Here is a 12,044-nt window from a genome sequence, read left to right on the forward strand (position 1 = left end):
TTGTGCCGGTTAGTCGGCTCTATATACCAATGGTTTGTACTTTGGACAGGGCAACGGTGCCCTTGCCGGACAGGTTGAGCATCAGCTCGCCACCGGTCTGGCTGATGGTCACACTGTTGACCGTGGCTGGCAGATAGGTCGCCATATCGGTCGAGGTGCCATTGATCGAGGCGTTGGCCTTGACGGTGTAGGTACCGGTCTTCACCAGGTTGCCGTCCTTGTCCTTGCCGTCCCAGGTGAAGCTCGCGCTGCCTGCGGCGCGACTGCCCAGATCGATGGTGCGAACGACCGTGCCGCTGCTGTCGGTAATGCTGACGGTGCCGCCGGCAATCGACGACGGAACGGTGACCGAACCGGTCATGCCTTTGCTCGGGTCGTCCAATTGAACGGTGTTGGTCTGCACGATCACGTTGCGGCCCACCAGCGACGACGCCTGCAGGGCCTGCGAGGAGTTGTAGTTGCCGGCCAGCGAGCTGACGGTGCTGTTAAGCGTGGTGATGCCTTCCAGACTGCTGAACTGCGCCAACTGCGCAACGAACGCGCTGTTGTCCTGCGGGTCGAGCGGGTTCTGGTTTTTCAGCTGGGTGACCAGCAATTGCAGGAACGCATCCTTGCCCAGCGCCTGGCCGCCGGTGGAACTGTTAGTCGCAGAAGCAATGCCATCGGCGGTCGAACTGGTCTTCTTCGACGAGTTCGCCAGGATGTCATTCATGCTCAAGCTGCTGGTGGTATCGGAAACACTCATGGCAGTCGCCCCTTATTACTGACCGAGGGTCAGCACCTTCTGCATCATGGTTTTGGCGGTGTTCATCATTTCGGCGTTGGTCTGGAACGACCGGCTCGCGGAAATCATGTCAGCCATTTCTTCCACCACGTTGACGTTCGGGTAGTAGACGTAGCCCTTGGCGTCAGCGGCCGGATGGTTCGGCTCGTAGCGCGCTTCGAGGTTGCTCTGGTCTTCGACCACGCCAAGCACCTGTACGCCCTGCCCTGCAGCGTCCTGGCTCTGGAACAGCGAGTTGCTGCCACTGTTCTGGCCACCCTGGAACATGGTGGCGAACACCGGGTGACGGGCGCGGTAGGTCTGGTCGATGCTCGATGAGACGGTTTCGGCGTTGGCGATGTTCGAAGCCACGGTGTTCAGACGCGTGGTTTGTGCGCTCATGCCGCTGCCGGCAATGTTGAAAACGCTGGACAGGGACATGGATTACTCTCCGCGCAGGGCTGACACCAGCCCTTTGAATTTGCTGTTGAGCAGAGTGAAGCTGGCCTGGAAGCCGACCGCGTTTTCCGCGTAGTTCGACTGCTCGAGCTGAGCGTCCACGGTGTTCTGGTCGATCGAAGGCTGCATCGGCGTGCGATACATCAGCGACTCGTCGCCATTGCCCACGCCTTCAGCTTCGATGTGACGGCTGTTGGTCATGTTCAGGGCGATGGTGCCGTTGGCGTTCTTCTGGCTCTGTGCTTCGAGCACTTTGGAGAAGTCCAGATCCCGAGCCTTGTAGTTCGGGGTATCGGCGTTGGCGATGTTGTTGGCCAACACTTCAGCGCGCTGGGCGCGGAAGCCCAATGCCTTTTCGTGAATGCCGAGCGCTTTATCGAAGCTGATGCTCATGTCGGGAACCTTCGGGTGACCGGTTTTTCGTACCTGAGCTTTAGCAAGCCGCGTGCCAATGCGAGAAATCCCCGAAAACCGGGGCTTTGCGGGGCGTTGGCAAAGCGGCAATGCCAGAAAAGCGGCAAACGGCTTCCGCTGGCTGCCGCTTTTCTGCCGCTTTGCCCTCCCCTCGCACCTACACCACAGACCCACTGTGGGAGCGGGCTTGCTCGCGAAAGCGTCGAGTCAGTCGATATCTGTTTTTCTGACACACTGCCTTCGCGAGCAAGCCCGCTCCCACAGGGGATTTGTGGTGTGTGAGGGAGATAATTCAGGCACAAAAAAACGGGAGCCCCTGAGGCCTCCCGTTTTTTGTATTGCCGATGCAATCACTTCGCCTGGTAAATGATCCCTGGGCTGCACTGGACCATCTGGTAATGATCCGGCAAACCGTTCAGCGCTTCGGAAGCGCCGAGGAACAGATACCCGCCCGGCTTCAGCGTGCTGTGAATGCGCAACAGGATGTCTTTCTTCACCTCGGCGGAGAAGTAGATCAGCACGTTGCGGCAAAACACGATGTCGAACTTGCCCAGACTCGCATAGCTGTCGAGCAGGTTGAACGAGCGGAACTCCACGCGATTCTTGATCGGCGCCTTGACTGCCCAGCGTCCCGGCCCTTTCGGGTCGAAGTAGCGCTGCAGACGATCGGCGGACAAACCGCGACCGATCGCCAGACTGTCGTACTCGCCGGTCTTGCAGTTGTTCAGCATGCTGCCGGACAGGTCGGTGGCAACGATCTGCACACCCATCTTCAACTGACCGAGGTTGCTGCGCTCGAACTCATCGATCGACATCGACAGCGAATACGGTTCCTGACCCGACGAGCACGCCGCCGACCAGATCCGCAGACGCTGGTTGGGACTGGCCTTGATCGCCTCGGGCAGCACCTTGTTCTTCAAGACTTCAAACGGATAGGTGTCCCGAAACCACAGGGTTTCGTTGGTCGTCATGGCATCGACCACCTGCTCGCGCAAACCGCTGCGCGGCTGGGTCTGGATGCGCTGTACCAGCTCACCCAGGGACTTGATGCCTTGCTGCTCCATCAGTTTGTTGAGACGGCTCGAGACCAGGTACTGCTTGTTTTCACCGAGCAAAATGCCACAGGCTTTTTCCAGGAAGACCCGGAACTGTTCGAAATCCAAATTACCCGTAGACAATGATGCCGCCTCTTAAATCGTGTTGACCGCCAGGGGCAGAAGGCCCCTAGCTGATATCTGCTGCTTTGATCCGGTCGACTACCCGGGATGCCAGGTCATCAGGACGGAATTTGGCCAGGAAGTCATCGGCACCGACTTTCTTGACCATCGCCTGATTGAAAACCCCCGACAACGAAGTATGCAGGATGATATGAAGCTTTTGCATGCGCGGGTCGCTGCGGATCTCCGCCGTCAGGGTGTACCCGTCCATCTCCGGCATCTCGATGTCGGAAATCATCATCAGGAACTCTTCTTCCGGCTTCTTGCCCTCATCGACCAGCTTGCGCAGGTAATCCAGCGCCTGCTTGCCGTCGTTCAGCGCCACCACTTCGACACCGACCGTCTGCAGGCAACGCGTGACCTGCTTGCGCGCCACCGACGAGTCATCGACCGTCAATACCCGCAGCGACAACGCCTTGCTCTGGGTCTCGACATCGACCACACCGACCGAAATCGCCTCGGGGGTCGGCGCGACTTCCGCCAGCACCTTCTCGACGTCGATGATTTCGACTAACTGATTGTCGACTCGAGTCACAGCGGTCAGGTAATGATCGCGCCCCGTGCCCTTGGGCGGCGGATGGATCTCTTCCCAGTTCATGTTGACGATGCGCTCCACCGAGCGGACCAGGAAACCCTGGGTCTTGGTGTTGTACTCCGTGATGATCACGAACGGATTTTTCTTGTCTTTCAACGCCCCGGAACCGGTCGCCATTGCCAGATCAAGGATCGGAATGGTCGCCCCCCGGATATTCGCCACCCCGCACACGACAGGACTGGACTTGGGCATCAACGTCAGCGACGGGCATTGCAGCACTTCCCGCACCTTGAACACGTTGATTCCGTAGAGCTGTTGACCGTCGAGACGGAACAACAACAGCTCCAGGCGATTCTGCCCTACCAGTTGCGTGCGCTGGTTCACCGAATCCATTACACCAGCCATGCCCAGACTCCTACACCAACGCCAAGTGTTGTTGCGACGCACATTCATTGCTAAACGGCACGGCGCTTGCTTTTTAACTCGTATGAACGCTCAAACGACATTTTTCCGACGCCTGACCTCCCGCACCCGCAAAGCGTTGTGCGCGACGTCTGCCGTCTGCTTGTTTTTCGCTGGCAGCCCTGCCGGTGCTGATACGGTTACCTTGCCTGACATGCTTATCGGCGTCACTCAGGGCTTTCTTGAGTTCACCGTAGAAGACTATCTGGCTACCAGTCAAACCGAAGGCCGCTACGAAATCGAGGTCAACCAGCTCGATCCACGTATGCGCATGCCTATGTGCGACAAGGAATTGACAGCGTCGCTGGAGAGTCCGGCACGCCCGCTGGGCCGGGTCACGGTCAAGGTCCGTTGCGAGGGAAGCTCGCCCTGGACGGTGTTCGTGCCCGCTCAAGTCCGCCTGTTTCGCGAGATTGTCACCACCACCCGACCGCTCAAACGCGCCGGGATTATCGAGCCGCAGGACGTGACCTTGCGTGAACGCGACGTCAGCCAGATCAATCAGGGTTTCCTGACGTCGGTGGATGAAGCCATCGGGCAAAAATTAACCCGACCAACGGTCGCCGATCAGGTCATTACCCTGGTGCACCTGGAACAGGCTGAAGTGGTGCGCAAGGGCGATCAGGTGGTCATCATCGCCCGCAGCGGTACGCTCGCCGTACGCATGCCCGGCGAAGCCCTGGCCAATGGCGGTCTGAAGGAACAGATCCGGGTGAAAAACCTGAACTCGAACCGGGTGATCAAGGCGCAGGTCATCGCGCCGGGCCAAGTGGAAGTGGCCATGTAAAACGCTCACGCAGAAAACTGGCGCCGGCCTCGACGCTTCCCTAAACTGTGCCGAAGCAGGACACGCTTCGACGCATGCAGCTCATTGCAAATGAGCCTAAAGTTTTCCAGGGGATGGCCGAGAACATGGCAAGCGTCCAAATTCCCAGAGGTTTTTAACATGGTCATCGATTTCAGCCGTTTGAACAGCTCCTCGTCACTTACGGGCAGTACACGTACCAGCAACGCCAAGGAAACCGCCGATACCGGCACCTCCGCGCCGCTGAATACCCCGGCCGAAACGGCCAGTACCGTAAAAAGCGGGGAATCGGTACACCTCAGCAATGAGGCTCAACAGTTGCAGAAGGTCACTGACAAGCTGCGCGATCAGCCTGCCGTCGACAAAGCCCGAGTGGCCGAGTTGAAAGCAGCGATTGCCGATGGCAGCTATAAAGTCGACAGCAACCGTGTAGCCAGCAAACTGCTCAACTTCGAAGCCCAGCGCTAGGCTTTTGCCGGCGCCAGGCTTTTGGACGCTTAGAACCCAAGGCCAGCCATGCACGACACTAATTTATTGCAACTGATCACCGACGACTTTGCTCCAGCTCAACAATTGCTGGAGTTATTGCAAACCGAGTCCCTCGCCTTGCACGGTCGCGACATGCCCTTGCTCGAAGATATTCTGGCGCGCAAACAGGCATTGATCATTCTGCTTGAACAGCATGGCCGCAAGCGCAGCGAAATCCTCGCCAGCCTCAACCTGCCGCTCGATCGTCAGGGCCTGGAGCAACTGGCCAGCCAGTCGAGCATTGGCGATCAGTTGCTGTCCCAGAGCGACGTGCTGACAGACCTGATTGCCCAGTGCCAGGCGGCCAACGTCAAGAACGGTCAGTCGATCCAGATTCAGCAGGCCACCACGGCCAATCAGCTGAAAATCCTCACCGGGGGCGAGCCACCAGCGTTGTATGACGCCACAGGCACTTTCGCCAAGCCCACCAAGCCGCGTACGCTCAGCCAGGCGTGAGCCATTCGATGTGCCTGCACTATCAACCCGCGAAACATGCTGGCAAAATGCTGGCTAGTCGTAGTCAAATTTTGTCTGGAGATTGAGAAAACGTGCCAAACGCCCTAAGCGCGGATGATACTCCGCAGCCACCAAAGGTGCTGACCACGCCCCTGGAAATCTCCAGCAACCTGCGCCAGCTGCAAGAAAGCCACGATCCGCTGATCATCACCTTTCACGAGCGCAGTCAGCGCTTCCAGAGCTACCTGATCAAGGTTGACCGCGAAACCGCGACGATTGCCCTGGACGAAATGATCCCGCGCGATGGCGAGCGTTTTCTGCTGGCCGGCGAACCGTTCAAGGTCGAAGGCTTCCACGAAGGCGTGCGTATCGCCTGGGAATGCAACGGCACGCTGAACATTGAAGAATCCGAAGGCGACCGCTTCTACACCGGCGAACTGCCGACCGAAGTGGTTTACCACCAGCGCCGCAACGCTTTTCGCGCGGCCCTGAAACTGACCGATCTGGTCAGCGTTGAACTCGGCGGCGAAAAGCTCAAGGCACCGATCAACGGTAAACTGCTGGATATTTCCGCCACCGGTTGCAAGCTGCGCTTTGACGGCGACATCACCGACCGCCTGCAACTGGGCCAGGTTTATGACCGCATGATCGCCACCCCGCTGTTCGGCAATCAGCCGACTTCGGTCGAACTGCGTTATCTGCACTTCGAAGAAAAGCTCAACATCACCTTCGCCGGCCTGCGTTTCCACAACATCAGTGGTCAGGCGGCGCGCAACGTCGAGCGCTTCGTTTATCAACTGCAGCGTGAAGCACGCCGGTTCGATAAAGACGATCTGTGATTCGTACAGGCAAATAGAAAGGGCAGCCCCTCGCGGGACTGCCCTTTTTTATGCCAAAAATCTTTCTGCCAGCAACGGACACCTGTGGCGAGGGAGCTTGCTCCCGCTGGGGCGCGAAGCGCCCCCACCCTTTATCTGGCAAGCGGTGCCTGCTGCGCAGTCCAGCGGGAGCAAGCTCCCTCGCCACAGTTACAGTGTCTGTCTCTGAACAGCCTTACTCTCACCCGACTCAGGGTCTGGCCCCACTGATGTCCGGTGTCGGTTTATCACCCTCATCTGCCGAATCAGTTTCTGCCACAGCTTCAGGCTGAACCTCGGGTTCTGGCTCTGGCTCCGGCGTAACCGTGGTTTGCATCTGCTCCTGCACCACCTGCTCATCCACTCGCGGATCGAGTGCTGCCACCAGCGGCGAACTCGACATGCTGTCCGGCATCGCCACGTGATGCAGCGGTGCGTCGTCGACCTGATGCAGATTGGTCACGGCTTTCGGGCGAATGCGCCACACCAGCACCAGTGCAAAGAAGCTGAAGAACGCGTACAGACTCTGACTGCCGAACAGCTTCATCAGCACACCCGCCAGCAGCGGGCCGATACTTGCGCCGACACCGTAGGTCACCAGCAGCATCGCCGTCAGCGACACCCGGCGATCGCCCTCGACGTGGTCGTTGGAGAACGCCACCGCCAGCGGATACAGGCAAAACTGCACCAGCGAACAGAGGAAGCCAACCACAAACAGCACCTCCAGCGGCACCTGCGGCAGGATCGCCAACGGCAACGCCGCCACCGCGAGAAAACCGGCGAAGCAACGGATCAGCAGCGCCCGGTCATAACGGTCGGACAACCAGCCCAACGGCCACTGCACCAGCAGCCCAGCAAAAATGCAGCTACCCATGAACAGACCAACCTGCTCGGTCGACAGCCCCTGCTGCGACGCATACAGCGGCGCCAGACCGTAGAACGAGCCGATGATCAGACCGGCCCCCAGCACCGTGCTCAACGACTGCGGCACCCGCTTGATAAAGAAGCGCGGCTCCATCGGTGCCGGATGCAGTGGCGCCGGGTGGATCCGTCGAGTCAGCGCCACCGGCACCAGACACAAGGCAAAACACAGCGCGACCAGCATCAGCAGTTCCAGGCCGAGGCCCGGGTGCATGACCAGAATCAGCTGACCCAGCACCAGCCCCAGATACGAAGCGATCATGTAACCGCTGAACACCAGCCCGCGCTGGTTGGCGTCGGCCTGCTCGTTGAGCCAGCTCTCGATCACCATGTATTGGCACATCATGCCCAGACCGACGATGGTCCGCAGCACCAGCCATGCCGGCAGCCAGTCGACCAGACCATGTCCGAGCACCGCCGCGCCGACGATCCCGGCACACGCCGAATAAGCCCGAATGTGTCCGACCCGGGCGATCAGCCGGTGACCGATCTTGCCGCCCAGCACCAGGCCGAAGTAGTTGGCCGCCATCAGCGCACCGACCCACAGCCCATCGACATGGTCAGCGGCCAGGCGCAATGCCAGATAAGTAGATAGAAGGCCCGAGCCGATCAACATCATCAGCGAGGCGAAATACAGCGCTCGAAAGGATTTCCAGATTTGGCGCATCGGCGTTCCGAGCGGCTCCTTGCAGTAAGTATCGGGCTATCCAAACGATAGCCCGATGACGACAGTTCGTCAGGCCTGGGCTGCTAGAACACGCCGTTCCCAGGGAGTGATTTCATCAAAGAAGCTGGTCAACTCCATGGTCTTCGAAGCGATGTAGCCTTCGATGAACTCCTGTCCGAACAGTTCCCTGGCCAATTGGCTACGTTTCAGACGCTCGAGCGCGGCATGCAAGGTACACGGCAACGAAAGATTGTCCGGCACTTCGAATTCGCCCTGAATCGCAGCGCTCGGCTCCAGCTCATGCTCGATACCATGCAAGCCGGCGGCCAGGCTCGCGGCAATCGCCAGATACGGATTGGCATCGGCGCCAGGCAAACGGTTTTCGACCCGCCGGGCCACCGGCGAACTGGCCGGAATCCGTAGCCCTGCCGCGCGATTGTCGTGGGACCAGCAGGCATTGTTCGGTGAAGCATACGGATGACACAGACGCTGATAGGAGTTCACGTTCGGTGCAAACAGTGCGGTGAAATCAGCCATGCCCGCCTGCTGCCCGCCGATGAAATGGCGGAACATTGCGGTCGGCTGGCCGTTCTCGTCGCTGAACACGTTGTTGCCAGTGGCGATCTCGACGATGCTCTGGTGAATGTGCATCGAACTGCCCGGCGTGTGTGCCAGCGGCTTGGCCATGCACACCACGCTCAGACCATGCTTGAGCGCGACTTCCTTGAGCAGGTGTTTGAACAGGAAAGTCTGGTCGGCCAGCAACAGCGGATCACCGTGCAGCAAGTTGATCTCGAACTGGCTGACGCCCATTTCATGCATGAAGGTATCGCGTGGCAGACCGAGGGCCGCCATGCATTTATAGACTTCGCTGAAAAACGGCCGCAGACCATTGTTGGAACTGACGCTGAACGCCGACTGACCATCCTCGCGGCGTCCATCCAGGCCTACCGGCGGACGGAACGGCTGAGTCGGATCGGTGTTCGGGGCGAAGACAAAAAATTCCAGCTCGGTCGCCACCACCGGCGCCAGACCGCGCGCAGCGTAACGGGCGATGACTTTTTTGAGTTGACCGCGGGTCGACAGATTGGAGCTTTCGCCGCTCAGTTCGTCGGCATCGCAGATGGCCAGGGCACGTGGCTCGTCGCTCCATGGCAGAGGGTGAATCATGCTCGGCTCGGCCACCAGTGCCAGGTCGCCGTCATCGCTGCCGTAAAACCGCGCCGGCGGATAACCGCCCATGATGCATTGCAGCAGCACCCCCCGTGCCATCTGCAAACGCCGCCCTTCGAGGAAACCCTCGGCAGTCATCACTTTGCCGCGCGGCACGCCGTTCAAATCTGGCGTGACACATTCAATCTCATCAATGCCGGTCAGTCGCTGCGCGAGTGAACGCTGGCCATCGGTTGTCATGACGCAATCCTTGTTATTGTGCGAGCCGCGAACGGCGACCCGTACAAAATAGGCTCCGGCTGTTCGGAATATCAAGCAGCGTCAAACAAAAACCCGGGTCACGGCAGATAAAGGCTGAACACCCCGCCACCCAGTGGTCCGCCATTGCGAATTTCGGTGTGCCCGACCACGCCATTGCGCTGATGCAACGCGGCAATCCGGTTGGCGAAATACAGACCCAACCCGGTGCTGCCACTGCTGTGATTGATGCCCTGCACGTAATCGGCCTGCCGCTCGAGCATCTCGGCCGGGTAACCATCGCCGTCATCGTTGATGCTCAACACCAGTTGCCCGGCCTCGTCGCTGACGGTGATCAGCAGCGACTCGCGGGCGTAACGAATGGCGTTGTTGATGCAGTTGCCCAACACCGAGGCAACCAACTCGCGATCGAAGAAACCCAACGGGCTCAGCGGATCGACTTCATAGGTGGCGATGATCCCGCGACTGGCGAACACCTCTTGGTGCGATGCCAGTTGCGCCTCGATGAAATCATCGAGTTCGTGATACGCCGGTTGCAGCGGCATCTGGTTGACGCCGAGCTTGTACAGCCCGAGCAACTGCACCAGCATGCCGTTGAGGTGGGCGAACTCGAAATCGATCACACCCTGCTCCGCCCCACCGCGCTGCCCTTCGGGCAACCGCGCCAGCCACTGGCTGTGGGCCTGCATCAGCATCGCCAGCGAGTTCTTCATGTCGTGAACGGTGGAGGCGATCACCGTGGAGAAATCCAGCGCCTGCTCGTCTTGGTTCATTCGCCAAACGCCTTGCTTTTCAGCTTCTGATAACGCGCATAACGCGCGTCGGTGTCGGGCATCAGGCCGACCATTTTCAGGCAGGCCCGACATTCTTCCAGCTCCGCCGACGGCACACTGGTGTCGGTGCCGTGCAGCAGCGACTGGGCCATGTTCAGCGCGATACTGATGTTCTTCGGTTGCATCTTCAGCGCCTTGCGGAACACCTCGCGGGCCTCCACCAGATTGCCGGTCTTGTACACGCGCACGCCCTGACGGTTGAGGTCGGCGGCGGCGTTACTCGAACTGAGGATAGTCGGGTCATCGGTGAGCTTGGCGATGTCTTTCATCACCGCCGGATCGTCGCCGTAAATCTCCGCGCAGCTCTTGAGCATCGAAGTGCCCGCCTCGGCCTGACCGAGCATCTGCAACTGCTTGGCGACCAGCAACGCCGCCTCGGGACTCATGAACTGCTCCATGCCGTCGAGGCGCATCAGCGCTTGTTCGGTGAGCTTGTCGGCGGTCTCGGCATCGTTGAGCAGCAGACTGGTGGCCTTCATCAGGCGCGCACGAATCTGCAGGCCCGGGTCAGACGGGTTCTCTTTGGCGACGGCGCTGAGCGTGGTGTTGATCTCCAGCCGCGTGCGCGTGTCGAGACCGCGCTCACTGCCCTTGCTGATCAAGGCATGAGCCAGACCGAGGTTGCTTTCCGGATCCTTGAACCGCGACTGCGCGCCCTGCGCCACTGCCTGGCGATAGGCCCGGGACGCGGTGTCAAAGTCTTCATTGGCCATCGCCAGTTTGCCGAGCAACGCCTGCCGGCGCACCGCCAGCGGCGATAAGCGAATGGCCTCCTCCAGCACTCGCTGCGCGCCTTTGGTATCGCCCTCGGCGACCAGCACATCGGCCATGCCGTCGTACAGCGCCGGCATCATCGGGAACACTTTCAGGGCTTTTTCGTAAACACCCTTGGCCTGCGCCACTTGCCCACGCTTGAACAACAACTTGCCCAGCCCGGCGAACGCCCACGGCAACGGCCGGTCAGCGATGATGCTGTCGTAAAGGCGTTCGAGCGCTTCGTTCTGATTCATGTCACGCAGCGCATCGGCGCGATAACGCAGGCACAGCGGCGAATAACGGATGTCCTGCTTGCACAGCGCAATGCAGGCATTGAGCACCTCGACCGGCTTACCGCGATCAAGGGCTTGCAGAATCGGTTTGAGCAACGTCTTGCGCTGCTCCAGACGCTCCAGGCGCTGCGCCAGGCCGGAGCGGTTGAACGGCTTGGTCAGGTAGGCATCCGGCTCATGCTCCAGGGCACTGAGCACCATCGCCTGACTGGTCTCGGCCGTCACCATGACAAACACCGCTTCATGACTGATGAGCTTTTCCGACATCAGGTCTTCCAGCACCTGCTGGCCGTTCTTCTTGCCGTCACCGAGGTGGAAATCCTGCAGGATGAAGTCATAAGACTTCTGCGCACACATCTTCAGCGCCTGCTCGCCGGTATCGGCGGTATCCACGTCCTTGACCCCCAGCTCGCGCAGCATCGAGCGTACGGAACTGCGGAAATCCGAGAAATCATCGACGATCAGAAAACTCTTTTGGTGATACGACAGCATCGAGGATTTCCAGGCAATTGAAGTAGGTGAACCGGGGGCGTTTTCACAGGCGCGCAGATGATAGCTGGAGGCCAAATGCTATCAAGCGATTTCGCGCGAGTCTGAGGTCGCCGAAGGAGTTATCGGCAAGGAGTGGGGTTCTCTGAAGTGGAGGG

General features: G+C 59.6%; 13 protein-coding genes. 4 read left to right on the forward strand and 9 right to left on the reverse strand.

Going from position 1 to position 12,044, the window contains the following annotated elements:
- Positions 1-19: 19 nt before the first annotated feature.
- The 5 genes from flgD to NTD85_RS18185 all read right to left on the reverse strand — a co-directional run bounded on the left by flgD (position 20) and on the right by NTD85_RS18185 (position 3,793).
- On the reverse strand, positions 20-745 hold the full coding sequence (gene flgD, locus NTD85_RS18165; RefSeq protein ID WP_003227214.1) for a flagellar hook assembly protein FlgD: 726 nt from the start codon (positions 743-745) through the stop codon (positions 20-22).
- A 15-nt stretch (positions 746-760) separates the two neighbouring features.
- Positions 761-1,204, reverse strand: coding sequence for a flagellar basal body rod protein FlgC (gene flgC, locus NTD85_RS18170; RefSeq protein WP_003227217.1), 444 nt, complete (start codon positions 1,202-1,204; stop codon positions 761-763).
- 3 nt (positions 1,205-1,207) lie between these two features.
- A complete protein-coding gene (gene flgB / locus NTD85_RS18175) occupies positions 1,208-1,615 on the reverse strand; it encodes a flagellar basal body rod protein FlgB (protein WP_003227219.1) in 408 nt (135 codons plus the stop codon).
- 371 nt (positions 1,616-1,986) lie between these two features.
- A complete protein-coding gene (gene cheR, locus NTD85_RS18180; protein ID WP_003227220.1) occupies positions 1,987-2,814 on the reverse strand; it encodes a protein-glutamate O-methyltransferase CheR in 828 nt (275 codons plus the stop codon).
- 46 nt (positions 2,815-2,860) lie between these two features.
- Positions 2,861-3,793 carry a chemotaxis protein CheV gene (locus NTD85_RS18185; protein ID WP_003227223.1) on the reverse strand — a complete coding sequence of 311 codons (933 nt, stop codon included), beginning with the start codon at positions 3,791-3,793 and terminating at the stop codon, positions 2,861-2,863.
- A gap of 82 nt (positions 3,794-3,875) precedes the next feature.
- On the opposite strand from NTD85_RS18185, the gene flgA reads away from it, so the two are divergent.
- From flgA to NTD85_RS18205, 4 genes are all read left to right on the forward strand, one after another.
- A complete protein-coding gene (gene flgA / locus NTD85_RS18190; RefSeq protein ID WP_080593261.1) occupies positions 3,876-4,637 on the forward strand; it encodes a flagellar basal body P-ring formation chaperone FlgA in 762 nt (253 codons plus the stop codon).
- A 159-nt stretch (positions 4,638-4,796) separates the two neighbouring features.
- Positions 4,797-5,123 (forward strand): flagellar biosynthesis anti-sigma factor FlgM, encoded by a 327-nt coding sequence (gene flgM, locus NTD85_RS18195; protein WP_003227226.1) that lies wholly within the window; start codon positions 4,797-4,799, stop codon positions 5,121-5,123.
- Between the two features lie 48 nt (positions 5,124-5,171).
- Positions 5,172-5,639 carry a flagella synthesis protein FlgN gene (locus NTD85_RS18200; RefSeq protein WP_025112926.1) on the forward strand — a complete coding sequence of 156 codons (468 nt, stop codon included), beginning with the start codon at positions 5,172-5,174 and terminating at the stop codon, positions 5,637-5,639.
- A gap of 92 nt (positions 5,640-5,731) precedes the next feature.
- On the forward strand, positions 5,732-6,478 hold the full coding sequence (locus NTD85_RS18205; protein ID WP_262142842.1) for a flagellar brake protein: 747 nt from the start codon (positions 5,732-5,734) through the stop codon (positions 6,476-6,478).
- 229 nt (positions 6,479-6,707) lie between these two features.
- Here the strand turns inward: NTD85_RS18205 and NTD85_RS18210 are convergent, their stop codons facing one another.
- The 4 genes from NTD85_RS18210 to NTD85_RS18225 all read right to left on the reverse strand — a co-directional run bounded on the left by NTD85_RS18210 (position 6,708) and on the right by NTD85_RS18225 (position 11,889).
- The gene (locus NTD85_RS18210) at positions 6,708-8,084 is read right to left on the reverse strand and encodes an MFS transporter (protein WP_262142843.1); all 1,377 of its coding nucleotides are present in this window, start codon (positions 8,082-8,084) and stop codon (positions 6,708-6,710) included.
- Positions 8,085-8,153: 69 nt separating this feature from the next.
- Positions 8,154-9,395 carry a glutamine synthetase family protein gene (locus tag NTD85_RS18215; RefSeq protein WP_193774894.1) on the reverse strand — a complete coding sequence of 414 codons (1,242 nt, stop codon included), beginning with the start codon at positions 9,393-9,395 and terminating at the stop codon, positions 8,154-8,156.
- Between the two features lie 200 nt (positions 9,396-9,595).
- The gene (locus NTD85_RS18220) at positions 9,596-10,288 is read right to left on the reverse strand and encodes a sensor histidine kinase (protein WP_262142844.1); all 693 of its coding nucleotides are present in this window, start codon (positions 10,286-10,288) and stop codon (positions 9,596-9,598) included.
- Positions 10,285-11,889: a tetratricopeptide repeat-containing response regulator gene (locus tag NTD85_RS18225; RefSeq protein WP_003227240.1), complete on the reverse strand. Its 1,605-nt coding sequence runs from the start codon at positions 11,887-11,889 to the stop codon at positions 10,285-10,287. The genes NTD85_RS18220 and NTD85_RS18225 overlap by 4 nt, the downstream gene beginning before the upstream one ends.
- Between the last annotated feature and the right edge of the window lie 155 nt (positions 11,890-12,044).

The sequence above is a fragment of the Pseudomonas sp. 13B_3.2_Bac1 genome, assembly GCF_025466205.1.
Lineage (GTDB): Bacteria > Pseudomonadota > Gammaproteobacteria > Pseudomonadales > Pseudomonadaceae > Aquipseudomonas > Aquipseudomonas fluorescens_H.